This window comes from Sphingobacterium daejeonense (genome assembly GCF_901472535.1).
Classification (GTDB): Bacteria; Bacteroidota; Bacteroidia; order Sphingobacteriales; family Sphingobacteriaceae; genus Sphingobacterium; species Sphingobacterium daejeonense.
In genome coordinates, this window is the sequence record NZ_LR590470.1 from 4667710 (window position 1) to 4691835 (window position 24126).

Consider the following 24126-nt stretch of genomic DNA (forward strand, 5'->3'; position numbering starts at 1 on the left):
GACCTTTTTCAACAGCACCCTTAAGCGCAACTTTAGAGTCTTTCCCGTTTTCTAAATTTTCTTTCTTGCTGCAAGAATAAAAAAAATACTGTACATAAGAGTACTAGGCAAATTAGCCGGCTAGTCATAAATCTCATAAATTGATGTTTGAACGCGCAAATTAAAGAAACAGCAAATCAAATATCTTACGGTTTCCCATAATTTACCTCATAAAATGAAAACTTAATTATTTGTTAACATTGCGAAAATCTCAATTCCTTATTACTCAGAATCGAACAGGCAGGTACAGGATGCGAAAGCATTATATTTTTATTTCCTTTAAGTAACAATTATAAATTCGCCCTAACCTCGACAAAATTGGTTTCCTATGAAAAGATATCCTATCCTGAGTATATTTTTTGCCTTATTTATCCTGATTTCCTGCCAGGAGAAAATTGAAATAGTCTCATTTAAACCTGAGCCTGGCAGTAGTATTGCCATTGTTGGAAACTCGTTTGCCGAAAGAATGCAACGGAACAACTATTTTGAAACCCTGCTGCAGGCAAGCTTTCCGTACCACAAACTACACGTTCGTAATTTAGGCTGGGATGCAGACGAGGTCAACCTACGACCTCGACCTCTCAACTTTGGAACACTTCAGGAACACCTACAAGCTCATAAAGCTGATGTTATTTTCGCATGTTTTGGTATGAATGAGTCCTTTAAAGGTGTTGATAGCTTAGCAACTTTCAAAACTGAACTGGAAACTTTTATAAAAAGTCTTCAAGACCTGAAAGGTGGCCTCAATAAAACGCCACAGATAATTTTGGTTTCCCCAATAGCCCATGAAAAACTAGGAGATGAATTGCCTGATCCTAAGGATCACAATAAATCCCTGAAAATATATTCAGAGGAAATGGGCAAAGTAGCAAAATCAATGGGTATTCCATTTATCAACCTATTTGCTGTTACAAAAGCTGAAATGGATGATGCCAAATCGCCACTTACCACGGATGGTATACATTTGAATGATGATGGATATAAATTGGTCAGTGAACTGATGGCCAAAGCATTGGATTTCCCCATAAAAAGCCTGTCCGAATTACCACAGGCCGAAAGCTTAAGAACATTGATCAACACAAAAAACAAACATTTCTTCTATCGATACAAATCTCAAAACGGAGAATATATCTATGGCCGCAGGCGAGAATGGGCAGGTGGTCAGGCTTTGCCCAATGAACTTGCCAAAATAGACCAGATGGTAGAACAATTGGACAGCTTAGTATGGACTGGAGCACAGAAGGGGGCACAGATTGATCCTCTTGCTGCCCAAAAGATCATAAATGCCGGTAAAGCGGAAATTCCACAAGAAAACATAAAACCCACAACAGAAGAGGATCTGGAATTGGCGAAGTCCCAATTTATTCTGCCCGAGGGTTTTGAAATCGAGCTGTTCGCATCCGAGAAAGACTTTCCAATGGCCAATCCAGTTTCGGCAACCTTTGATTCTCAAGGTCGGCTTTGGGTCGCTACCATGCCTTCATACCCCAATTATACTCCTGGCAATCCTCCAAACGACAAAATTTTAATCTTAGAAGATACCGATGGCGACGGAAAAGCCGATAAACATACGGTATTTGCTGACAGCCTTTACCTTCCATTGGGGTTTGAAATCGGAGATGGTGGTGTTTATGTAACTCAAGCTCCAGATTTTGTTTTTTTGAAGGATACCAATGGCGATGGAAAAGCTGACTATAAGGAAGTATTACTATCAGGATTCGGAACCGAGGATTCCCACCATACCCTGAATACTTATACATGGGGCCCAGATGGTGCTTTATATATGAATATGGGTACATTTCTGCATACGCAGGTCGAGACTCCTTATGGTCCACGCCGTGGTGATTATGGCATGGTATGGCGTTATGAACCCAAATCAAGGAAATTTGACCAACATATCTCCTATTTATTTGCAAATCCTTGGGGCAATGTATTTATGCGGGATGGAACCCAATTGATAGCAGATGTATCTACCGGTTTAAATTATTTTGCACCGCCATTGACCGTGGCTATCGACTACCCCAAGAAACATCTGGAGATGAAAGACTTCCTGACCGCAGCAGCAAAACCTAAGACATGTGGTCTGGAGATTATATCGAGCCGGGCATTCCCTGACAGCCTGCAAGGAAACGTATTGTTCAATACCTTTATCGGCTTTCAAGGAATCCGGCAGCACAAAATTGCAGAACAAGGTAGTGGAATTGTAGGCACTGAAACGCAATCCCTATTGCAATCTACTGATCCCAATTTTAGACCTGTAGCCTTGCAATTTGGACCTGACGGCGCTTTGTATGTGGTGGATTGGTATAATCCTATCATTCAACATGGAGAGCAGAACTTTAGGGATGAAAAACGTGATCATACAAAAGGTAGAATCTGGCGGATAAAACATAAAAGCAAGTCAACACTAAAACCTGTGGGTTTAACAAAAATGAGCATACCTGAAATGTTGGATCAATTAAAGCTAACAGAAGACCGCGCAAGGTACAGAACTAGAAGAGCGCTCAGAGAATACAAGGCAAGCGATGTCTTGCCGGCAGTGGATAAATGGATTGCTGGACTGGTTAAAAATGACCCGATGCTCGATCAACATAAGATGGAAGGTCTTTGGATCTATCAACAGTTTAACAAACCCAACGAAAAGTTATTGGATGAGTTGCTGAAAAGTAAGAGCCCAGGCGTAAGATCTGCAGCAACTCGGGTATTGTACTATTGGGCTGAGAAAATTCCCAATTCACTAGATAAAATTATCAAGATGTCTGCGGACCAATCTCCAAGGGTTAGGCTGGAGGCAATCATTGCATTGAGTCATTTTAAGGATCCAAAATCTGTACATGCTTTGTTAGCGGCTACAGAAATGCCAACTGATGATTACATCAATTATTCTCTGAATGAGTCTTTCAGGCATTTGCGCCCAGTATGGGTAGAAATGTTTAGCAATGACAAGCAATTCTTGGCAAAAGACCCTAAAAAAGCAAACCTTTTATTGAGCTCTGTTGCGACTAAACGGGAATCATTATATATAGGCTTTGTTGCTGAAGATCCTACGGCGGGAAAATATTCGGAACCAAAACTGACTGCTGAAGAGTTTGCAAAGATGAAATCTGCCGTTGCGGTTCAGCGCTTTATGGATGAAAACAAAGAGCTCCTTGCTGGTGACAAGCCGAAGGATGAACCTAAACCAGAAAACAAGGAACCTCAAAAAGAAAAATTGAAGGCTACACATATCCTGAAGACTCTTCCTGGGAAAATGGCATTTGATATAGAGGTACTTGAAGTGAAGGCTGGCGAAGAGATGATTTTGGAATTTGACAACAATGACCAGATGCCTCACAATATAGTATTTGCAAAACCTGGTAGTCGCGAAAAAGTCGGGAAAGCAGCAGACTCCATGTCCGTAGAACCAGATGCCTATGAGAAAAGTTTTATTCCAAATATTCCGGAAGTGCTTTTCGCAACGCCATTGGTACAAGCAGGACAAAGTTATCAAATCAAAGTCACTGCCCCAAAGGCTAAAGGAGACTATCCATTTGTATGTACTTTCCCGGGGCATTGGCAGATTATGCATGGTATTATGAGAGTACAATAACGAGGTTAATTACCCTTTATTTAAGCTACAAATAATTTGATGAAAATTTAATATCTTTAATTAACCAATCGTTCAAATTATGAAGGTCGTCCTTATTAGCTTCATTACTGTATTATTTTGTTTTACCTTATCCTCGTATGAGGTAAGAACTCCAAAACAAGAAGTAACGTTTCAAGAAGTTCCTGATTCGATCATGAATTGGATAAACAAAGAAATAAGTAAATCAAAGAAAACGCAGATAACTGAATATTCAATTGATAATATATTTAAAACAGATAGTGTTCGGATAGTTGGGTATATCAAGGGTTACAACAAAAACTTAGGGTTTTCTTCCGGGATTATTTATCATGAAAATATATTGACCAGAGAAGATTTTCCAACAACCATTAAAGTGCATGAAGATGGACGGTTTGAAGCAGATTTAGAAGCAATTCATCCATTTATGAGCTACCTGAGTCTCAATAAATATATCGTTCGATATTACACAGAACCTGGAGCCACACTCGGAGTGATAATCGATTGGAATCTGCTTACAACACAGGTTCGTAATACCAACAATGATAAGCCTCCTTACGCGGTTGAATATTTTGGGATATTCAAATCTTTAAATGAAGAACTGGATAGAAATCCTGGCTCTTCTCCGGATTATAGAAAACTTAATGAATATCAAAAAACAGTTCCTCCAAGTGACTTTAAAAAATTACAGATTTCCATATGGGACGAACAAAGGAATAAAATGGATAGTATATGGACTGAAAGGAAAATTTCCGCTAAAGCCAAAAAAACTTTTACTAAACAATCTAGACTTAAGTTTCGCCAATTACCTGTTTGACTATGCTTCAGATAGGAACTATTACAGGAAGCAAGACACCACAAATCAAATACTCAAAATTCCGCTTGAGAGTTCCTATTATGACTTTGTAAACAAAATAGACCTCAATGATCCTGATTTGATAATTTCTAGGGAGTTTTCAACTTTTATCAACCGATTTGAATATTCTGACCTTTATGTAAAAACAGAATTTTATAACAGGAAAGACTATTTCCAAGCCATCGATTCATTAGCAAATATAAATTTTGGAGAGAACAAACATCCTTTAGTATTTGATATTGCCAAAATGAGGAACATCAGTTCTAAGATGGTGATGCAAAAAAACAATTCTGCTGTCAAAAATGAAATACCATATGTTGTAAGATCCTTCAAAATACCATTTTTCAAGGAAGAAATAGATCGATTAGATGCATTGATAGAGCTTCAAAAAGCAGGTTATGATCTTCCGAATACGGCTGCTGCTAGTGTTTTTAAAAAATTGATAGAGCCACATAAGGGAAAAATATTGGTTGTGGATTTCTGGGCGGAATGGTGTGGCCCTTGCAGAGCGGGAATTGAAAGCTCGCTCGCCCTTAGAGAAAAACTCAAAGACAACCCTCATCTCGAATTTATATATATCACGGATATATCAAGTACAGGAGAAAAATTCTTTAAAGAATATAGTGAAAAAAACTTCATGAAAAACTCTTACAGAATATCTTCCGATGATTATTTGTCTCTACGCGAATTGTTTAAATTCAATGGAATTCCAAGATATGTATTAGTAGAAAGCAATGGAAGGATTAAAAATGACAATTTCGAATTCCATAATATCGCCTTTGAACTATCATCGATTTTTCCAGAAAAATTTAATCATCAAATGTTTCAAAAATAGTCTGTCGAAATCATCCTTGAATTATTACTTAAAATTAAATATATATTTCAGGACCGCCATTCGACCTCTTAGTTGGTATTGATTGTGACTTTGCATATTCGCATTGATCATATATGTATCGAATGTTTTGATATTGGCCAAATTGGTTAGCGATAGCTCAAGGTCAGAATTCCATTTTTTGATTCTGTATCGAGCAAATGCATCCAGAAACAAATAGTTGATGTCGTCAAAACCGTCCTGTTTGTTGTAGAGGTGTCTCGCATTCATCCGTAAATAAATGGAATTGAAATATAGAGGCAAACCAATAGTTTGGGAAAGACCAAAAGAATTTTGATCTAAATCTCCATCGGAATTTTCTTGCTTATTCTGTGACCAACTCAAGCTTCCATGGTAAGAAAGGTTAATGCTTTTATAAACTTTACTCTCTATATTAGTCCGAATGGAATAATTATACTGTTTGTATGATAATAATTCTTGATTGAAAAGTTGATAATAATCCGATATTGACCATTGCGCATTGAGCTTTAAGGAACTTGCCCATTTAAAGATAAATTTATCAAGACCGATATTGCTCGAAAATGTTTGAACTTGATTCTCTCTATCGACCAGCTGCGTGGTGCTGCTGTTATCACTGATCTGATTTGAGACCATATTTGAGGAAATTATCTGCGTATAACTTAAATCCTGCATTCAAAAATAGCATTTTCTTCGTCCTTGCAAATTTATAATCCAATGAAGCTGAGCGGTTTTCATGTTCGGCCAAGTTTGCAATATTGTTGGAGAGACTTCTATAGTTCCTCAGAACGATTCCTCTGTATACATTGTCGATATTTCCAAAGGATTTACTCCTTTGTAGCGTCAGGCTAAGCTCATCTTCATCGCTGATTAATAATTTTGAATTTAGGCTTGGCATAAGCAACAGGTTTTCCTGTTTTTTTATTGATATTGAAATTGGGATCAGCATAACGAGTGATTTGCAATTCTAGAGGCAGGTTCAACTGCATGGAAAACCTGTTTTTCGACCAATCATATTGCGCTTCTACAGAAATATTATACCTTTTCCAATCCATATTATTCTTCAAGGAATCTCCAGAAATGGGATGAAGAATACCGAAAGATTCTCGAATAATAGAACTATTGAACCGCTGTTTGTCCAATACCGTTCCCATTTGATAATTCTGTCTGATCCTTGTCGTTGGAATGCGATAACCTAAGGTTGCCCGAGAATACAAGGTTGGCACTTCAACGAATTGCTTACTTAGGTCATAATCTATCCCATTATTCAATTTATCTGCAAATACTCCTGGGTTCAACCTTAATGTTTGAGGCTTATTCCCATAATCTAAATACCAATCTAGTTGAATGATATGATCACTGTTGGTTTTTGGGACATAAAATAGCTGATTCGAAAAACCTTTGATCTTTTCATCCAAAATGCCCTTATTCCCTGCGTGGTTAGAATAATTGTTTGCTCTTGAACTTTCCCAACTATATTCGAGATTCAGATTATTGCTCATGTATTGATTTGCTGTGTTTTTTGTTGCAGTAAATCTAAATGATGTTATAAAATCTTCACTTTTCCGGTCTTGTATCTCTTGCAGAATAAACTTTTCTGACTCCGTCAGGTAAATATCTTCTCCTTCAAAATGGTTTCTGTCATTGCCAAGCAACAGTTGAATGTTAGATTTCAATTGCCAATCATCTTTTAAATTAACGAGGTTATTGGCATTTATGGAACCGTGATTATTGAAAAAATAATTCGTCTTACCCAAAGGCGGAGCACCGACTGTCCCCAAGGACAATAAATTGTTTATCGGAGTTTTTCCTAACTTGGCCAGGATCGATGCTCTGTTGAATCCTACGAAATCGCCTGCAAGGTCCTTCCCGATATTATTTCCTTGCAAAACATTCAAAAGCTTGAACTTTTTATTAAACAAAATACTGTTGACTTCAGCGTCGTATAGCTTCGGCAAACCAGCGCCGATTTTTATTTCCCCTGTCATTTTAAGCTTCGCTTCTTCCTTGATAACCAGGTTTAAAGCAACCGCATCACTGAGTCTCTTGTCTTTCAAAACTTTTAATGGTTCATGGTTTCTAAGCACCTGAACATCTTCTACCATCTTATGAGGTATGGTTTTGGTGCCAATTGCATACCGGTCATCCAATAAATCGTCACTGTCAATGTAGAGGTTAGAAATTGCCTGACCTTGATATTTTATTGATCCATTATCAGAAACCTCAATGCCCGGCATTTTTTTGAGTACATCTCCTATCGACCGATCCATTCCGTTGGCAAAACTACCTACATTATAAACCAATGTATCTCCGTGTTGCTGAATTGCCGGTTTTGATTTGACCAAAATGGAATCTAAAAGGGTAACATTGGTCTCCAATTCGATATGTAAATTCTCTTTTACCTCATTGAGTTCATTTCTATATTTCTTATACCCCAAATGATTGATTTCTAAGAAAATTTTCGAATCCACACCTTTGTTTTTGAATGAAAAAAATCCTTTAGTATCTGTCCGTTCGAAAACCTGAATTTTATTGTCAGATGATTTCAGTAAAACAGATGCCGACGGAATTGGCTTTCCTGTCTGTTTGTCCAAAACAAAACCTTGTATAGCTTGTATTTGAGCAAATGATACAGAACTTAGAATCGAAAATAAAGCAGTTACAAGGATTCGAATAAGCATCTAACAATTATTGAGTTAGTTCAATTGGGTTATTCGTAACTTTTGATGGCTTATAGGAGTCATCGCTTTTAATATTTACGGATTTAATATTGAGGTTTGATATATTTGTTGCCTTTGAAGTTGAACCGGGCCACCTTTAACCACCACTGCACCTCCAAACATCACCTTTCCAGTAGTTCCTGAACGCCCTTGTTTTGATTGCAAATAAGCTTGTGGGTTAGACTTGAAGGCTTCTTCCAACTTCTTAACCTCTGTAGAGGTTGATTTTATGGCAGTTGAAGGTGCCTCTATTACAATTTGTGTTTCCCCATCTATTTTATCAAATCCCGCGTATTCAAATTTTACCTCATCTCGGCTATCTGTCGCAGTAAGAATTAATCCAGGTAATCCCTGTAACTTCCACGGCCCTGAAGAAAATGGCAAATCGGTGGTAAACCATGCAGTATACTTCCTGCCTTTAAAATCAGTTGTTGCTTTCTGACAGTTATAACCGCCAATATCTTTAGACTCATCATGTATTTCCCAAGTAGGAACTTCAAATTTACTGTCTATCAAAAAGCTGTCACCACCAAAACTTGCAAGTTCAATCGCCTTTTCTTGGGAAGGATAGAAAATATAATTGCGGTCGATAGAAGTAGTACTTTTACTCAGTACAATGTTGCCATCAAAACCCGCTTTATCCGTCTGTCTTTTCAAATCCTGATTTAATCTTTCAGAGGAATAGGATGTATAATAAGAGCTATTTTGACCCAAATAGGTAACTACCTCGTCCCTTAGATGTTTATCTCGTTGCGTTGTATCATTGACATGCATGAAATTGTAATGTACTTTTGCGATAGGTTTTTCTTGAGCTGCAAGACAAAAAACAAAAGCCGATGCAACTATCGTAATCATTGTTCTTTTCATAATTATTAGTTTTTAGTAAATCTACGGTTTTTTAGTAGAATAAAAAGAAAAAAGAGAATTTTGTTCTAACGCAACGAAATAAAATGAAAACCCATGAAAGTTTTTTTGACTAAGGAATTGCTATTCCAAACATCTTAAGTTTGGTATCCAAGATTAAACTATAATCAGAAAAAAGCTTATTTCCGGTCATTCCTCCTATTCCCATCTTCAACATTTGCTGGACTTGAGAATCGCTGGCTCCTTCTATATAAGTTGCTCTATTAATATTGATTTTTCTGTTGCCTATTTCAATTTTTTGATTGGATGGATAGGAATGGGCTATCATTTTCTTTCCCCAAGAGTTTACTGAAAATAGGATGGGTCTTGAATTGGGTTTAGCGAGGTCTTCTGCAATTTCTTTGCTGGTTAATAACTCAAACATACTGGAGCCTGTATCAAAGTAAAGCAAGGTTTCTCTTTCATTGATGATTGAAGGCAATAATATGCTTCTATTTGAGTAAATAAAGGAATGTTGCAGCTTAAATTTTTCAGGAGCAGATTGCAATAACTCAATTCTTTTGTTTGGATAATCCATGACAGCAACTTTCCCATCTATAAAATCCGTTCCGATGGCACCAATAATCTCAATCTTTTGTTCATTGTTCCAATCAATTGTTGAGTCTCCATAATTCTTACTGTTGATTTGAACGAATCTTATGTGATTTTTATTTATACGGAGATCAAAATCAGACACCTGGTTCTGCAATATTTCGCTAGAAATACTCTTAGGATGTTTATCCTTAATGGCCTTTATTTTTCCATTATACAGCATGGAATAGGGTGACCCCGTATCAAATTGCATATAAAATTTTCGAGGGCAATTGTCCAAGTAAACCGGAATAAGTAAAGAGGTTTTTTCTTCCCATTCTGAATTTATTGAATCGCCATTCCATATAAAATCCATAGCTATATTTTCAGATGAAAAGACAATTGAACCTGTAGTATTGAACTGTGCCAAAAGTATTTCATTGGAAAAAAAGCAATAACAAAAACTGATGAATAATAACAGGAGGTTTTTGATGAGTGTGTCCATTTCTTTAAGATTTATTTATGGTACCAAATCTATTTAAGAAACATTGGAATATTGCCGGCATAGACCCGACATTTACACGTCTTTCTCTGTTATATGGCTGTAGGAAGCGATAAACTTGACTCGCTCATTTTTTTATTAAGCTTTAAAATACCTCGAATTATAAAAATAGTATTCAAGAAATACATAATTATTAATGGCCACAAATAGTGGATAAGACTCCCTCCAGGCAGGTATCGAACAACTGTAAAATTATATGCTACAGTAAGCATCATAATCAGGGATAAGGATATTACCCAATAAACTTGTTCAATAATAATTTTGCGTCCTCTTCGCAGTGTATTTTGATCTTTGATTTTTGAAGTTTTAAAGACAATAATTGGGATCAAAAAATGGATCAAGGGAATAAAAAGAAATGAGAAAGATGATAAATATAAAATCTTCAGAAAAGTTTTATTCTCATCATACGAGGTTTGGTCTGTTAGGGTTTGAGTTATCATGTCCTGGTTTTGAACAGTCATGAATTCTTCAAACTCAACCTCTAATGATTTGGCTAGATTCTGAAGTGTATATGCTCTTGGGATTGTTTCACCGCTTTCAATCCTTTGGATTGTTCGTACAGTTACACCTGCACGTTCTGCCAATTGCTCTTGTGTCAATCCTTTTTGTTTTCGGAGAAGCGCTATTTTCTGAGACAATTCCATAACTCGATTATTGGATATTAAGGTAAACAAAAAATTAAGTAAATTAACCTAATATTCACAGCTATCTTTTACAATGAAAAATCCATTTTTTAGCTTCACGTGGAACTTGGGAATTGTGACAATTATTAAAGCGTCAGGAACTTCTGTCTATATTCTTTTGGGGTTACTCCGACAAAAGTTTTGAATTGTTTGTTAAAATTCGATAGGGTATTAAATCCTGAGTCATAACAGATCTGGGACACACTCATGTTCTCGGAGTTTGAGAGCAATTTGCAAGCATGACTGATTCGGAGTTCTGCAATGAAATAAGAAAATGTCTTGCTGGTTTTTGCCGTAAAATATCGGCTAAAAGAAGTAGAAGTCATGCTCAATAATGCTGCAACTTCATCTAAGGTGATTTTTTTCTTGAAATTTGTAAAAGCATAATTGTAAACAATGTTTATGCGGTTGGTTTCAACTTCCTTCGGTTCATCAAGGATCTCTCCATAATGAAGTAAGTTGTATTCATTGCTCTTGGCAAGTACTCCTAAAATCTTCAACAGTTGGATAACGCTTTCCATTCCGTGCAAATGCAAGAGCCCATGCATCAATTCAATGGTTTCTGTTGCAGTTTCTCCATGAATCTCCATCCCATGCCTTACTTTTCCCAATAGGATCTTTAGCTGATTGAACTCCTCCTTCTCAATGAACTTTTCCAATGCTGAGCCATTGAGATAAATAACCAACCCTTTACTCCTTTTATCAGACTGCGGATCAAAATAATAGTCCTCACTTCGCCAAAGATGAGGAATATTGGGTCCAATAAAGGTCAGGTCCCTTTACCAAAGGACTTCATGGTATTGCCGATAAACTTGGTCCCCGACCCTTCCAATACTAGAAAAAAGTTGATATTCAGAATGTGCGTGCCAGGTGGGATCAAAGTGATTCTCACTAAGCTTCCTGATCGCAAAAATACGAGACGCAGGAATTCTGGTTTTCTGAACTGCAGGCTTCTTGAAGTTTATATCCATGCTCGGTTTATATATTCTTTCCTCTAAGGAATGGTAGATTTTGGTTGCTTAAATTTAAGAGTTCACTGAGCAAATACCAAGAAATAATAGGATAAATGTGCGATTGTTTTCCAAAGATGAAGGCCTTACCCGACTATTTTGACAAAATACAGTCAGTTTTGGATTATTCATAGGTATACCGAAATCTTTAATTGGCGTAATTTAGAGGATAAGGATTTCCTTAACATCAATTTAAATCGACCAAAACACATTATAAACTATGGCATTAGATGTAAAATTGGGTGTAAGTACTTGGGTATGGACTTCTCCTTTCAATACGGAGGAGGCACCGGCCTTATTCAAAAAAATTGCGGATTTAGGATATGACGCTGTTGAGATTCGCAGTTGAGGACCCCCAATTGATTGATACTGACAAAATTCGAGCTGAATTAGAGAAAAATGGCCTAAGCGTTATTGTCTGTGGTGCTTTCGGAACTAGTAGAGACCTGACGAGTGATGATCCTGAACTGCAAAGAAAACTCCCTCATTTATATCGAAGAATGTTTAAAAATAGCAAGGGAATTGGGTTCTGCGTTTTTCGCTGGCCCCATGTACTCGGCTGTTGGAAAGGCAAGGATGATACCCAAGGAAGAGCGAGAAGTAGAATGGTCCCGAGCCGTTGAAAACCTTAGGACTGTATGTGAAATTGCTTCTTCCATGGAGTTGGAAATAGCACTGGAACCTCTTAACCGATTTGAATCTGATCTTGTCAACAATGTTGATGACGTGCTCCAAATGATTGAAGACATCAACCATCCTGCAGCAAAGATATGCCTGGATATGTTTCACATGAATATTGAGGAACGCGATCCTGGCTTAGCAATTCGTAAAGCCGGGGACAAGCTATTGCATGTTCAGGTCTCTGAGAATTATCGGGGGACGCCCGGTTCTGGAAATGCAAGCTGGAATGAGTATCGCAAAGCCTTGGAAGCAATAGACTATAAAGGTGTTGTTTCCATTGAGAGCTTTACTCCAGAGAATAAAGAATTAGCAGGAGCAGTATGCATTTGGCGCAAGCTGGCAGAAGATCAAGACACTTTTGCGCGCGATGGGTATACCTTCTTGAAAAATTGGACCACAGAAAATAATATAGAAAACTGATAATTTATGGATAGCAAAGAAAAAATTAATGTAGCAATAGTTGGATTAGGCTTTGGAGCAGAGTTTATTCCTATTTATCAGCAGCATCCTGATGCGAATATGTATGCCATTTGTCAGCGCAATGAAGAAAACTTAATGAGATTGGCGATGCCTTTGGCGTGGAAAAGAGATATACGGATTACGATGAGATGTTAAAAGATGAACAGATCGATGCTGTACACATCAATACGCCTATACCTAATCATGCTGAGCAATCCATAAAGGCTCTTAGGGCAGGCAAACATGTTGCTTGTACAGTCCCAATGGCAACAACGGTAGAGGAGTGCCGACAGATTGTGGAGGCGGTTGAAGAAACAGGCCTGACCTATATGATGATGGAAACAGTGGTATATGCTCGGGAATTTTTGTTTATGAAAGAACTGTATGAGAAGGGAGATCTAGGCAAGATACAATTTCTAAAAGCCAGCCATCAGCAAGATATGGATGGATGGCCAAATTATTGGCCGGGCTTACCTCCTATGCATTATGCTACACATTGTGTTGGGCCAGTGTTAGGATTGACAAGAAGTGAGGCAGAATATGTGTCCTGCTTCGGCTCAGGAACCATTAGAGAAGATCTAATAGGTCATTATAATTCACCATTTGCTGTAGAAACAGCGCATATTAAGTTTAAAAATTCTGACTTAAGTGCACATGTCTATCGGTCATTGTTTGACACGGCAAGACAATACAGGGAAAGTTTTGAAGTTTATGGCTCCAAAAAGGCTGTTGAATGGCCATTGATTGAAGGTAAGCCATTGGTAATGCATGTTGCCAAAAAACCAGAACCAGAAATTCCTGAAGAAGTTGAATGTCCAGATTATGCACATTTACTTCCTGAACCTATACAGCATTTTACTACTGGCGGTGTGTATGATGAAGAAGAAAATCAGCACTTATCCTTCAGTCAAGGTGCTGGGCATGGTGGCTCTCATCCGCATTTGGTTCATGAATTCATCGATGCCCTGAAGAATGGCAGACAGCCGTTCCCTAATGCAAGGCAATCTGCGAACATAACCTGTGTAGGTATTTTGGCACACGAATCTGCCCTGAAAGGAGGTGAGATTATTTATCTGCCATCATTCACTTGGGAAGCTGAATAAACCTGTCGAATTTGAAGAAAACAATTATTAAATAAAGATGAATAGGATATTTAATTTGTTGCTGATGTTATTTGTTGCCCTCTCGATTTGGGGATGCAACGAAGATAACAAGCCCAGAAGACTAGAATTGTTCTTTTTTAGGACACGATAGCAAACACCATGACTCCGAGTTACTAGCAGATATTTTATCCAAGGAGTATTTTGAAGATGGAATAAACATTACCTATTCAAATGATCCCGAAGATCTAAAACGCTCAGACCTGCACAAGTTTGACGGACTGATTCTCTATGCAAACCATGATACCATCAGCGAATCACAAGCTAAGGCATTGTTGGATTACGTTGCTTCTGGCAAAGGATTTATCCCTATTCATTCGGCATCTTTCTGTTTTCGAAATTCTGATGAGGTCGTAAAACTAATCGGGGGTCAGTTCAAAAGCCATGAAGGGGGTTCATTTGGTGCCGAAATCATCAAGCCCGAGCATCCGTCTATGCAAGGTCTTACCCCTTTTGTGACAGAATGGGATGAAACCTATGTCCACGATCTTTTTGCGGATGACATAGATGTCCTGATGGAACGGGTGGACAGCTCGCATAGAGAACCTTATACTTGGGTGAAGGATTACGGAAAAGGAAGGGTTTTCTACACCGCATTTGGACATGATGAAAGAACATTCCGCAATCCTGGATTTATCAAACTGGTAAAGAATGGGATTCTGTGGGCTGTTGGTGAAAAGGCTGTGGATAGAATGAAGAAATATGTGATCGCAAAACCTAAATATGAGGAAGCAAGGATGCCAAATTACGAGCGTCGTGACCCTCCTCCGCGTTACCAGCATCCTTTAAGTCCTGAAGAGTCACAAACATTGGTACAGATTCCGGTTGGTTTTCGATTGGAACTTTTTGCTAGTGAACCCGAAATAAAGAAACCCATTTCCATGGATTGGGATGAAAAAGGAAGACTCTGGATCATCGAGACCATTGACTACCCTAATACCGTAAAAAGCGATAAAGGTCAAGGTGGTGACCGGATTACCATATGTGAGGACACTAATAATGATGGAAAGGCAGATAAATTCACCGTCTTTGCTGAGGGGCTGAATCTTCCTACATCATTGGTGTTTTCAGATGGTGGTGTTATCGTGGCACAGGCACCGCATTTCTTATTTCTAAAAGATACTGATGGAGATGATAAAGCGGATGTCCGCAAGGTTATTATGGATGGATGGGGAACTTTTGATACACATGCTGGTCCTTCTAACTTAAAATATGGTATTGACAATAAAATTTGGGGAACTGTAGGCTATTCGGGCTTTGAAGGATCCATAGCTGGTAAAAATTTCAAATTTGGCTCTGGAGCTTTTAATTTTGATCCATCAGTCAAAAACTTTGAATTTCTGGGAAATACAACCAATAATACTTGGGGATTGGGCTTCTCAGAAGATGCTGATGTTTTTATCTCCACAGCAAACAATGAACACAGTAATTTCTTGGCTATACCTCAACGGTACTATCAAAAAGCTAACCTGAATGAAAGAGGGATTGAAAAAATTGATGGTCATTATAAAATACATGAGTTAACAAAGGAATTGCGTCAAGTAGATGTTTTCGGTGGGTTCACCGCAGCAACAGGACACAATCTATATACCGCAAGGGCATTTCCTAAAGAATATTGGAACCGTGTTGCATTTATCGCCGAGCCTACGGGCAGATTGATCCATCGCCATATTTTGGAGCAATCTGGATCTGGCTTTAAGGAAAAAGGAGACGGTTGGAATGTCGTTGCCAGTTCAGACAATTGGTTTGGTCCTGTGGAGGCGAAAGTGGGTCCCGACGGAGCACTATGGTTTTTGGATTGGTATAATTTCATTATCCAGCACAACCCAACTCCTGATGGATTCGACAATGGTGAGGGTAATGCCTACATCGATCCTTTAAGAGACAATAAGAAAGGTAGAATTTACCGTCTTGTTTATGAAGATGCCGATAAACAAAAACACTATAAATTGGACGGAAAGAAACCAAGTAATCTCGTTGATGCTTTGGAAAGTGACAATATGTTTTGGCGCTTAACTGCACAGCGATTATTGGTCGAGTCCAAAGACAAATCCGTAGCAAAGAGCTTGCACAGTTTAATCAAAGATGAATCAGTTGACCAAGTAAATGTTAATGGAGGTGCTATTCACGCCATTTGGACCTTACACGGCTTAGGTCTGTTGTCTGGTGAGGATAAAACTAGCACAGCCGTTGTTTTGGATGCTTTGAAACATCCTGCACCTGGTGTTAGAAGGGCTGTTATACAAGCATTGCCGAAAACTCCAGAAAATATTCAAAAGATACTTTCATCAGGAGTGATCAAGGACAAAGATTTGCGTGTCCGATTGGCAACCATATTGGCATTGGCAGACGCTAGTCCTAGCCCACAAGTTGGAAAAGCAATTTTTGAAGCTGTCCAACAACCGGAAAACGAAAAAGATAAATGGCTGTTCCATAGTTTGCAGATCGCAGGAGCAATTCATCAAAAAGCATTTGCTGACGAATTCAAAAAGAAGCTCGGTGATCTCGACCTAACGAATGTAAACGGGTCATTGGCAGAACGAATTTTGTTGGGGAATAACATGTCTGTTTTTTCTAATGCGAATGCTAATGCGGGGATAATTGCACCAAATCAGATTTCAGACTTAGCAGGCCAAGAACTGCACTTCTCAGCAAAGGTTATGAAAAAAGATGATAAAGCCTTGGAAGGCGTAATAGTGTCCTACGGCGATAAATCAAATGGATATATCGTATACATAAAAGATGGAAAACTTCAGTTTAGAGTTAATCAAATGGGGCGAAAAACCGCTATCTCGTCGGATAAAGATTTTGGTTCGGACTTTAATGTTAGGACTTCCCTCCTTTCTGATGGTAAAATGATCTTATATGTAAATGGTAAACCCGAAGCTGAGGGTGTCACCAGCGGCCTTTACAATGCAAAACCAAACGGACCTATTCTTTTCGGAAAATCTAGTCCATCGGATAAATCGGATGAAGTCAATGCTGACAGCCCCGGAGATTTCACGAATAATTTTAATTTCACCGGAACATTGGATGACGGTCGTTTAGTAGCCATGAATAAAGCCAATATCTCAACCACGGAATCGCCTATTGCTGACAAAGAAATCAGAATTAAGACCTTGGTGGGAAAAATGGAATATGACATTACTAATTTTACCGCCAAAGCTGGATCTACATTAAAGATTGTTTTTGAAAACAATGACCATATGCAGCACAACTTGTTGATTCTAAAACAAGGAAGTTTAGACCGTGTTGGTAAAGCAGCAGACGAATTAGCACAACAACCGAATGCTATCGATCTGCAATATATACCAACAACATCGGATGTACTGTTCAGTACACCTTTGGTGGATCCTGGAGAAACAGTAGAACTAAACATCAAAGTGCCAGATGGAGCAGGCGATTATCCATTTGCCTGTACATTCCCCGGGCATTGGAGAATTATGAATGGTGTAATGAAAGTCACAAAGTAATCATAAGAAACCGCGCTAGATCAGGCGCGGTTTTTTTATGGGTGATTTATTTGATAATTGAATGAAAAACATAAAATAATATGGAGAAGTTGCAAGGCTCAATCCATCAGTTGCCAATTATCTCCTAGAATTGATTTAGGCTTGATAGTTAAAAAAATTGACAAGGTTTATTAACAGAAAAGGAGACAATCTATAAGATGTCTCCTTTTGTAGCCCCGAGCAGAATCGAACTGCTATCAAATGTTTAGGAAACATCTATTCTATCCGTTGAACTACAGGGCCGAGCTGCAAAATTATTATTTTATGCAGTTTGAACAAATTTATTTTCACTATGGTCGAAAATATTTTTGCAATCTAGTGCTTCGCATAATTAATTGGCGAATAGAATGGTAGTGGTTTTAACATTATTAGTGGTAAAAATCGTGTTAAGATTGGAACTAATTGATTTTCAACCAAAAGCAATTTTGTGATATAAATCATATTTATAAATGATAGTGATTTTAAATAGATAAAACCGATAGTTAATAAGTAATTTCGATTAATAAAAGGGCGTTAAAAGTCGTATCTTTGTATCACAAAAAAGAAAAGAAAAATAATATGAGTTTTACAGGTAAAAATTTCCCGAACATTACAGTAGATGCTATTGACTATTTAGGCGACAACTTCACATTGAATTTGTTTGAAAAAGCACAACAAGAGAACAAGAAAATCTTGTTATTCTGGTACCCTAAGGACTTCACTTTTGTATGTCCTACGGAGTTACATGCTTTTCAAGAGGCTGTTGCTGAGTTTGAGAAAAGAAACACAATCGTTATTGGTGCATCATGTGATTCAGCAGAAGTTCACTTTGCATGGTTGAACACTGCAAAAGACAACGGTGGTATCGAAGGTGTTGAATACCCTATCATTGCTGATACGAACAGAAACTTATCTAGCGTATTAGGAATCTTAGAATTGAAAGAAATTGAGCACCCAGAATACGGAACTTTAGTTGAAGGTTCAGCTGTTTCTTACCGTGCTACTTACTTGATCGACGAAACTGGTAAAGTATTCCACGAATCAGTAAATGATATGCCATTAGGCCGTAACGTAAAAGAATTTATCCGTTTGATCGATGCTTATACGCACGTTCAAAAACACGGAGAAGTATGCCCAGCAAACTGGGAAGAAGGTAAAGAAGCGATGAACGCTACACGTGATGGCGTTGCTTCATACTTATCACAAAATTAATATTCCCCCTAACAGAAGAGGAGGATAATCCTCCTCTTTTTTTATTCTACCCTAAAAAACAAGGAAATCATGTTAGAAGAATTAAGCTCAGACAACTTACAAGAGGTCATCAACAGCAATGATACTGTGATGGTTCAATATGCTGCTTCTTGGTGTGGTAACTGCCGCATTATGAAGCCTAAATTCAAAAATTAGCTGGTGAGAACGAAAATGTAAAATTCGTGATCGTTGATGCAGAGAAATTCCCTGAGTCAAGAAAATTAGCTAATGTAAACAACTTGCCTACTTTCGCTGCTTTCAAAGGCGGAAAACTTGTGAATCAAGTACAAACAAATAAAATCGAGGGATTAACAGATCTATTAAATGAAGTTACCAATAATTAAACATCTTACAGAGTTTATCGCAGAAAACGATGCTGACTTTGTTTTGGAAACAATCGAAACATTGGAGTCGTTGACTGAAGTATCTCAACTTAAAGACGAAGAGTTGGATGTTATTGGTGAATTAATCTCCAATATGTATGGCGCAATTGAAGTAAACAAATTAGTTCAAGAGGGAATGCCACAAAAAGAAGCCCTAAACACCTTTATGAAGCGTGTTTTGGGTTCTATTGACAAGTAATTCACATAAACAACTCATATAGTCATTCAATTGACTGATATTCTTTTCCACAAAAACCTGTGTATAACTCTGTTTTTGTGGAAAAGTTTTTTTTAAATGGCTCGTCCAAAGAGCCTTATTTATATTACTTTTATATTCATTAAAGGTTAGACCAAAAAAAGCGCATCATCCTGCTAAAAAGAACCAAAGGATAATATCCTTAGATTCAAGTCGAAGATTTTTAATTGTTGGTAAAAGGAATCAAATTATTTTGATTCCTTTTATTTTTTTAAGCTAATCTTATTACATTTAAGTATGATTCAAAGATTCTTAGGCCTCCTAATCCTACTCCTAACTTTTCTTTCTGCTGCAACTGCACAGCAAAGTAATTCATCGTCTAACATAAAACTCAAAAATTGATAAACTGGGCACCTTGGGTACGGCACTTTATTTTGCCGCACATCCAGATGATGAAAACACCAGACTGATTGCCTACTTGGCAAATGACAGAAAAATATAGGACGGCATATCTCTCCTTAACCAGAGGTGATGGTGGTCAAAACCTTTTGGGTACAGAGCAGGGTATTGAACTAGGCTTGATCAGAACACAAGAACTGTTGGCGGCACGAGCAATCGACAAAGGCGAACAATTCTTCAGTGCTGCATATGACTTTGGTTTTTCAAAAACCCACGATGAAACCTTTACGTTCTGGAAAAAGGATGATATCCTTCGCGAAGCCGTTTATCTGATCAGGAAATTGCAACCGGATGTGATTATCAATCGCTTTCCTCCGGATCGTCGTGGTGGCCACGGACATCACCAAGCATCCGCAATTCTAGCAAAAGAAGCTTATGAAGCTGCTGCTGATCCTAACAAATATCCAGAACAGCTAAAAGAATTGAAGCCCTGGAAAGCCAAAAGGATTGTATGGAACACAGCAAACTTTGGAGGGATGAACAACACCTCAGATGATCAATTAAAGGTTGTATTAAGCGATTATAACCCGTTAATGGGCTATTCCTATGGCGAGGTGTCTGCCATGAGCAGATCGCAGCATAAAAGTCAAGGTTTTGGTGCTGCAGCAAATCGCGGCCAGACAACAGAATTCTTTGATCATGTGGCAGGTGAAAAGGCTACCCAAGACCTTTTCGAAGGGGTAAACACCACATGGGAGAGGTTGGGTGAGCCCACAAAAAATATAGAACAGAAAATTCAGGATATCCAAAAGAAATACAATATCAACCATCCTGAAAACTCCATAAAAGAATTGGTCGAACTCCATGGATTGATCAAAGCTCTAAAACCAAGTGTTTATAGAGACAAAAAGCTCAAAGATCTAGAAGACATTATTCTCTCTTGCGCAGGTATAGTTGTTGAATCTATAGCTTCACAGCCAAATTATGTAATAGGACAGTCTTTTAATGTTACGAATGAAATTATTAAAAGAGCTTCAGAATCTGATGTCAAATTGATTTCCATTGATGGCAAATCAATCAATGAGTCGATACCGGGCAATGAAACTAAAAAATATCCAAATCAAAAATCTGCTGATCATTGGACCCAACCATATTGGCTCGAAAAACCTAATTCATTAGGTAAATTTGATATCGAAGAAAAGAATTTTGGTTATCCAGAAAACACGGACAACCCGAGTACAAAGTTTGTTTTAACGGTTGATGGTCTACAACTGGAAGTAGAAAAGCCGGTTGAATTTAGATTTGTTGACCCTGTAGATGGTGAAGTTTATCAACCCATCTCCGTTTCACCGGCACTTACCGCATCGATCAGTTCAAGTCAAGCCTTACTGAAAACAGGAGATAAGAAAACTATCAGTCTTACGATAAAAAACAACAGCAACAATATCCAAACCGGAGAACTGACCTTCAACCAAAGTGATGGTTTACAGATTTCACCGAATAAAATAGAATTTGAGATACCCGCAGGCCAATCTGTATTAAAGAGCTTTGAAATATCAAATCCCAAAAATACAGAAAGCAGTGATGTTGAACCTTTGATCAATGGCAACCCTGTCTATGGTTTTAAAAAGATAGCTTACCAACATATTCCGGATATAACATGGTTCCCTCCGGTTAATTTAAAAGTTAAAGCTTTGGAAATTAACAATCCTTTGAAAAAAATTGGTTATATTCATGGTGCCGGAGATTTAATACCTACGGCTTTGGAAAACATTGGCGTGCAAGTGGACCTGTTGAACAGCAATTTGCTTGCTAGCACTAACTTAAATCAATACGACGCAATCATTATCGGAATAAGGGCTTATAACGTTAGCCCAAATGCCAATCAATGGTTACCTATTTTGTTCAATTATGTGGAACAAGGGGGTACAGTCTTATCGCAGTACAATGTAAATTCTAGAATGAGTACGGACAAATTAGGTCCTTACCCATTTGAAATCAATAGAGATAGAGTAACCGAGGAGGATGCCGAGGTTACTTTCACTGATCCGACAGATCCGGTCCTGAATTATCCGAACAAGATAACAGAGAAGGATTTCGAGGGATGGGTTCAAGAAAGAGGTTTATATTTTGCGACCAATATAGCTCCAGAATACCGCACGCCATTGAGCTTTGCGGACAAGGATGAAGAACAAAACAAAGGTTCTTTGTTGGTTGCAAACCATGGAAAAGGGAAATTCGTTTATGCGCCATTGGCATTTTTCAGACAATTGCCAGCAGGAGTACCCGGAGCTACTAGATTATTTGTAAATTTGCTCGCTAAGAACGAAAAAAACTAAGAAATATAATGGAAAATCAAATCGAAAACTCAAAAGAAATCAACGTAAAAGGCATTATCTTATTAGTAGGTACTATTCTAGGTGCTCTGACTGGATGGGTTGCCAAAGAAACATTTTTAGGATTTGCTGGTGGACTGGTTGGTGGATTAATTTTCGCAATCATCTTCATCTCAATTTTATTACCAAATAAAACGCATGACAGATAAAGGACTACCGCCATTCGTACGAAGTTGGAGACAATTCTATTGGATAGTTGTTCTCTGGTTAGTCGTTTGCATAGTTCTCATGTATATTTTTACTAAATATTTTGGATGAGTAGTATCGATTGGATAGTACTCATCCTTACCTTGCTTTCCATAGTGGCGTATGGACTTTACAAAAGCAAGAACGTCAAAACAATTGACGGCTATATCCTTAGTGACCGATCCTTACCTTGGTACACAGTAGGACTTTCTGTAATGGCAACTCAAGCCAGCGCCATTACCTTTCTTTCAGCACCTGGTTTAGCCTATAGTTCCGGAATGAGCTTCGCTCAGTTTTACTTTGGATTGCCATTGGCCATGATTGTCCTCTGTATTACTTTTGTGCCTATTTTCCATAAACTCAAGGTCTATACTGCATATGAGTTCCTCGAAAAGAGGTTTGATGTCAAGACGCGCGTATTGACTGCTGCCTTGTTTTTACTTCAAAGGGGGATATCAACGGGGATTACCATTTTTGCTCCGGCAATCATCCTCTCCACCATATTGAAAATAGACCTAACCCTGACGACCATAGGAATCGGTTCTTTAGTGGTGATCTATACTGTCTATGGTGGCACCAAAGCGGTATCATACACTCAGCTGTTGCAGATGTCAATTATTTTTCGGCGGACTGTTATTGGCGGGAGTTTTGGTTGTGCATTTATTGCCCCAAGATATTGGGTTTAAAGAAGCGTTGCACATTGCCGGAAAATCCAGAAAAGCCAATGCCATCGACTTTAAACTAGATTTAAACAACCAATATACAGTCTGGACTGGGCTCATTGGTGGTTTCTTCCTGCAACTATCCTATTTTGGAACTGACCAAAGTCAGGTCGGAAGATATCTGACCGGTTCTTCTGTTAAAGAAAGTAGACTTGGCCTGTTGATGAATGGCCTTTTGAAAGTGCCTATGCAGTTCTGTATTTTATTGATAGGTATATTGGTCTTTGCGTACTATCAATACCATACCCCGCCCCTATTCTTTAATGAACAGGTGATCGAACAGCTTGAAAACAGTAACCACAAGCAGGAGTACGAAAACATCAAGCAGCGTCACGAAGAAATCAGTCAACAAAAGACAGTTTATATCAACCAACTGACCGATGCCCTAAAGACTAAAGAAGAAGATAAAATTGATCAAGCAAGAGCAGAGCTCTTAAAGTTCAATGAGAACGATCAAAAACTTCGCACAGAACTGGTCGAATTAATTGAGAAGAACGACCCTAATGCAGACACAAACGACAACAACTATATCTTTCTACGTTTTCGTAACCGATACGTTCCCTAAAGGCTTAATTGGCCTATTGATTGCAATTATATTCTTAGCGTCCATGGGAGCGACTGCTAGTGCAATAAATTCACTTTCATCGACAACGGTTATCGATATCTATAAGAGGTTTGTCAAAAAAGGAGCCGCCGACTCCCATTATTTGAAAGTTTCCCGTATATCAACTTTCTGCTGGGGTATCTTCACCATCGGAATAGCACTCTATTCAAGTCAACTTGGTAACTTACTCGAAGCTGTGAATATATTGGGTTCCCTGTTCTATGGCACTATACTTGGAATCTTCCTGGTTGCATTTTACGTCAAAAGTATTGGCGGAAAGGCGGTATTCTGGTCTGCGGTAATCACTGAGGTAATCGTGATCGGTATCTGGCGAATGGACGTAGTTGCTTTTTTTATGGCTGAATCTAATAGGCTGTGCTTTATTGATCCTGATTGGTTTTATCCTGCAATACTTTTGGGGCAAAAATAACACCCAAATA

The 24126-nt window shown here is 38.2% G+C and carries 22 protein-coding genes, 1 tRNA gene and 2 pseudogenes; 17 read left to right on the plus strand and 8 right to left on the minus strand.

The features are described 5' to 3' along the window. The first annotated feature begins 367 nt into the window (after nt 1–367). The 3 genes from FGL31_RS22145 to FGL31_RS22150 all read left to right on the plus strand — a co-directional run bounded on the left by FGL31_RS22145 (nt 368) and on the right by FGL31_RS22150 (nt 5334). On the plus strand, nt 368–3628 hold the full coding sequence (locus tag FGL31_RS22145; RefSeq protein WP_138094543.1) for a PVC-type heme-binding CxxCH protein: 3261 nt from the start codon (nt 368–370) through the stop codon (nt 3626–3628). A 79-nt stretch (nt 3629–3707) separates the two neighbouring features. Then, the gene (locus FGL31_RS22855) at nt 3708–4460 is read left to right on the plus strand and encodes a hypothetical protein (protein WP_171017772.1); all 753 of its coding nucleotides are present in this window, start codon (nt 3708–3710) and stop codon (nt 4458–4460) included. Between the two features lie 118 nt (nt 4461–4578). Continuing rightward, nucleotides 4579–5334 carry a TlpA family protein disulfide reductase gene (locus tag FGL31_RS22150; RefSeq protein ID WP_171017773.1) on the plus strand — a complete coding sequence of 252 codons (756 nt, stop codon included), beginning with the start codon at nt 4579–4581 and terminating at the stop codon, nt 5332–5334. 24 nt (nt 5335–5358) lie between these two features. Here the strand turns inward: FGL31_RS22150 and FGL31_RS22155 are convergent, their stop codons facing one another. The 7 genes from FGL31_RS22155 to FGL31_RS22185 all read right to left on the minus strand — a co-directional run bounded on the left by FGL31_RS22155 (nt 5359) and on the right by FGL31_RS22185 (nt 11407). Beyond that, complete coding sequence (locus FGL31_RS22155; protein WP_138094548.1) at nt 5359–5985, minus strand: hypothetical protein; 627 nt, start codon at nt 5983–5985, stop codon at nt 5359–5361. Then, a complete protein-coding gene (locus FGL31_RS22160) occupies nt 5963–6247 on the minus strand; it encodes a hypothetical protein (RefSeq protein WP_138094550.1) in 285 nt (94 codons plus the stop codon). The genes FGL31_RS22155 and FGL31_RS22160 overlap by 23 nt, the downstream gene beginning before the upstream one ends. Further along, nucleotides 6210–8030, minus strand: coding sequence for a carboxypeptidase-like regulatory domain-containing protein (locus FGL31_RS22165; RefSeq protein ID WP_138094552.1), 1821 nt, complete (start codon nt 8028–8030; stop codon nt 6210–6212). Before FGL31_RS22165 ends, FGL31_RS22160 begins: the two co-directional genes overlap by 38 nt. 75 nt (nt 8031–8105) lie before the next feature. After that, nucleotides 8106–8936: a GLPGLI family protein gene (locus FGL31_RS22170; RefSeq protein WP_138094554.1), complete on the minus strand. Its 831-nt coding sequence runs from the start codon at nt 8934–8936 to the stop codon at nt 8106–8108. Nucleotides 8937–9045: 109 nt separating this feature from the next. Next, nucleotides 9046–9933, minus strand: coding sequence for a hypothetical protein (locus FGL31_RS22175; protein WP_171017774.1), 888 nt, complete (start codon nt 9931–9933; stop codon nt 9046–9048). 164 nt (nt 9934–10097) lie between these two features. Further along, a complete protein-coding gene (gene relB / locus FGL31_RS22180) occupies nt 10098–10709 on the minus strand; it encodes a type II toxin-antitoxin system RelB family anti-toxin (protein ID WP_138094558.1) in 612 nt (203 codons plus the stop codon). A 125-nt stretch (nt 10710–10834) separates the two neighbouring features. Next, complete coding sequence (locus FGL31_RS22185; protein ID WP_138094560.1) at nt 10835–11407, minus strand: AraC family transcriptional regulator; 573 nt, start codon at nt 11405–11407, stop codon at nt 10835–10837. Nucleotides 11408–11978: 571 nt separating this feature from the next. Between FGL31_RS22185 and FGL31_RS28560 the strand changes: the two genes are divergently transcribed. The 6 genes and pseudogenes from FGL31_RS28560 (at nt 11979) to FGL31_RS28570 (ending at nt 17531) form a co-directional block, all read left to right on the plus strand. Next, on the plus strand, nt 11979–12107 hold the full coding sequence (locus tag FGL31_RS28560) for a hypothetical protein (RefSeq protein ID WP_262709205.1): 129 nt from the start codon (nt 11979–11981) through the stop codon (nt 12105–12107). A 107-nt stretch (nt 12108–12214) separates the two neighbouring features. Further along, nucleotides 12215–12859 (plus strand): sugar phosphate isomerase/epimerase family protein, encoded by a 645-nt coding sequence (locus FGL31_RS22190; RefSeq protein ID WP_197734368.1) that lies wholly within the window; start codon nt 12215–12217, stop codon nt 12857–12859. A gap of 6 nt (nt 12860–12865) precedes the next feature. Beyond that, nucleotides 12866–13054 (plus strand): hypothetical protein, encoded by a 189-nt coding sequence (locus tag FGL31_RS24050; RefSeq protein ID WP_197734369.1) that lies wholly within the window; start codon nt 12866–12868, stop codon nt 13052–13054. Continuing rightward, nucleotides 13018–14001 carry a Gfo/Idh/MocA family oxidoreductase gene (locus FGL31_RS22195; RefSeq protein ID WP_197734370.1) on the plus strand — a complete coding sequence of 328 codons (984 nt, stop codon included), beginning with the start codon at nt 13018–13020 and terminating at the stop codon, nt 13999–14001. Before FGL31_RS24050 ends, FGL31_RS22195 begins: the two co-directional genes overlap by 37 nt. Nucleotides 14002–14165: 164 nt before the next feature. Then, nucleotides 14166–15971, plus strand: a pseudogene (locus tag FGL31_RS28565) (PVC-type heme-binding CxxCH protein); the annotation flags it as partial. A 1140-nt stretch (nt 15972–17111) separates the two neighbouring features. Beyond that, nucleotides 17112–17531, plus strand: a complete 420-nt coding sequence (locus FGL31_RS28570) for a plastocyanin/azurin family copper-binding protein (protein ID WP_262709270.1) — start codon at nt 17112–17114, stop codon at nt 17529–17531. Nucleotides 17532–17741: 210 nt separating this feature from the next. Here the strand turns inward: FGL31_RS28570 and FGL31_RS22205 are convergent. Then, nucleotides 17742–17813 (minus strand) — tRNA-Arg (locus FGL31_RS22205). Between the two features lie 315 nt (nt 17814–18128). Here FGL31_RS22205 and FGL31_RS22210 point away from each other — a divergent pair. The 8 genes and pseudogenes from FGL31_RS22210 to FGL31_RS27120 all read left to right on the plus strand — a co-directional run bounded on the left by FGL31_RS22210 (nt 18129) and on the right by FGL31_RS27120 (nt 24116). After that, nucleotides 18129–18761, plus strand: coding sequence for a peroxiredoxin (locus tag FGL31_RS22210; protein WP_099369795.1), 633 nt, complete (start codon nt 18129–18131; stop codon nt 18759–18761). 129 nt (nt 18762–18890) lie between these two features. Next, nucleotides 18891–19144, plus strand: a pseudogene (locus FGL31_RS29475) (thioredoxin family protein). Continuing rightward, on the plus strand, nt 19125–19382 hold the full coding sequence (locus FGL31_RS22220) for a DUF6952 family protein (RefSeq protein ID WP_099369797.1): 258 nt from the start codon (nt 19125–19127) through the stop codon (nt 19380–19382). Before FGL31_RS29475 ends, FGL31_RS22220 begins: the two are co-directional and overlap by 20 nt. A 467-nt stretch (nt 19383–19849) precedes the next feature. Continuing rightward, a complete protein-coding gene (locus FGL31_RS22225) occupies nt 19850–22117 on the plus strand; it encodes a PIG-L family deacetylase (RefSeq protein ID WP_138094562.1) in 2268 nt (755 codons plus the stop codon). Between the two features lie 8 nt (nt 22118–22125). Then, entirely contained in the window at nt 22126–22323 is a 198-nt protein-coding gene (locus tag FGL31_RS22230; RefSeq protein WP_099369799.1) for a hypothetical protein, read from the plus strand. A gap of 105 nt (nt 22324–22428) precedes the next feature. After that, a complete protein-coding gene (locus FGL31_RS27110; RefSeq protein ID WP_232047089.1) occupies nt 22429–23046 on the plus strand; it encodes a sodium:solute symporter family transporter in 618 nt (205 codons plus the stop codon). Next, nucleotides 23009–23647, plus strand: a complete 639-nt coding sequence (locus tag FGL31_RS27115; RefSeq protein ID WP_232047090.1) for an SLC5/6 family protein — start codon at nt 23009–23011, stop codon at nt 23645–23647. The genes FGL31_RS27110 and FGL31_RS27115 overlap by 38 nt, the downstream gene beginning before the upstream one ends. Continuing rightward, the gene (locus FGL31_RS27120) at nt 23586–24116 is read left to right on the plus strand and encodes a sodium:solute symporter family transporter (RefSeq protein ID WP_232047091.1); all 531 of its coding nucleotides are present in this window, start codon (nt 23586–23588) and stop codon (nt 24114–24116) included. The genes FGL31_RS27115 and FGL31_RS27120 overlap by 62 nt, the downstream gene beginning before the upstream one ends. Nucleotides 24117–24126: the final 10 nt, after the last annotated feature.

Bases quoted from the DNA above. Each gene is read 5' to 3' on its own strand.
- FGL31_RS22145 (WP_138094543.1), top strand. From the start codon at position 368: ATGAAAAGATATCCTATCCTGAGTATATTTTTTGCCTTATTTATCCTG.
- FGL31_RS22855 (WP_171017772.1), top strand. From the start codon at position 3,708: ATGAAGGTCGTCCTTATTAGCTTCATTACTGTATTATTTTGTTTTACC.
- FGL31_RS22155 (WP_138094548.1), bottom strand. From the start codon at position 5,985: ATGGTCTCAAATCAGATCAGTGATAACAGCAGCACCACGCAGCTGGTC.
- FGL31_RS22160 (WP_138094550.1), bottom strand. From the start codon at position 6,247: ATGCCAAGCCTAAATTCAAAATTATTAATCAGCGATGAAGATGAGCTT.
- FGL31_RS22165 (WP_138094552.1), bottom strand. From the start codon at position 8,030: ATGCTTATTCGAATCCTTGTAACTGCTTTATTTTCGATTCTAAGTTCT.
- FGL31_RS22170 (WP_138094554.1), bottom strand. From the start codon at position 8,936: ATGAAAAGAACAATGATTACGATAGTTGCATCGGCTTTTGTTTTTTGT.
- relB (WP_138094558.1), bottom strand. From the start codon at position 10,709: ATGGAATTGTCTCAGAAAATAGCGCTTCTCCGAAAACAAAAAGGATTG.
- FGL31_RS28560 (WP_262709205.1), top strand. From the start codon at position 11,979: ATGGCATTAGATGTAAAATTGGGTGTAAGTACTTGGGTATGGACTTCT.
- FGL31_RS22190 (WP_197734368.1), top strand. From the start codon at position 12,215: ATGATCCTGAACTGCAAAGAAAACTCCCTCATTTATATCGAAGAATGT.
- FGL31_RS24050 (WP_197734369.1), top strand. From the start codon at position 12,866: ATGGATAGCAAAGAAAAAATTAATGTAGCAATAGTTGGATTAGGCTTT.
- FGL31_RS28570 (WP_262709270.1), top strand. From the start codon at position 17,112: ATGAATAAAGCCAATATCTCAACCACGGAATCGCCTATTGCTGACAAA.
- FGL31_RS22210 (WP_099369795.1), top strand. From the start codon at position 18,129: ATGAGTTTTACAGGTAAAAATTTCCCGAACATTACAGTAGATGCTATT.
- FGL31_RS22220 (WP_099369797.1), top strand. From the start codon at position 19,125: ATGAAGTTACCAATAATTAAACATCTTACAGAGTTTATCGCAGAAAAC.
- FGL31_RS22230 (WP_099369799.1), top strand. From the start codon at position 22,126: ATGGAAAATCAAATCGAAAACTCAAAAGAAATCAACGTAAAAGGCATT.
- FGL31_RS27110 (WP_232047089.1), top strand. From the start codon at position 22,429: ATGAGTAGTATCGATTGGATAGTACTCATCCTTACCTTGCTTTCCATA.
- FGL31_RS27120 (WP_232047091.1), top strand. From the start codon at position 23,586: ATGCAGACACAAACGACAACAACTATATCTTTCTACGTTTTCGTAACC.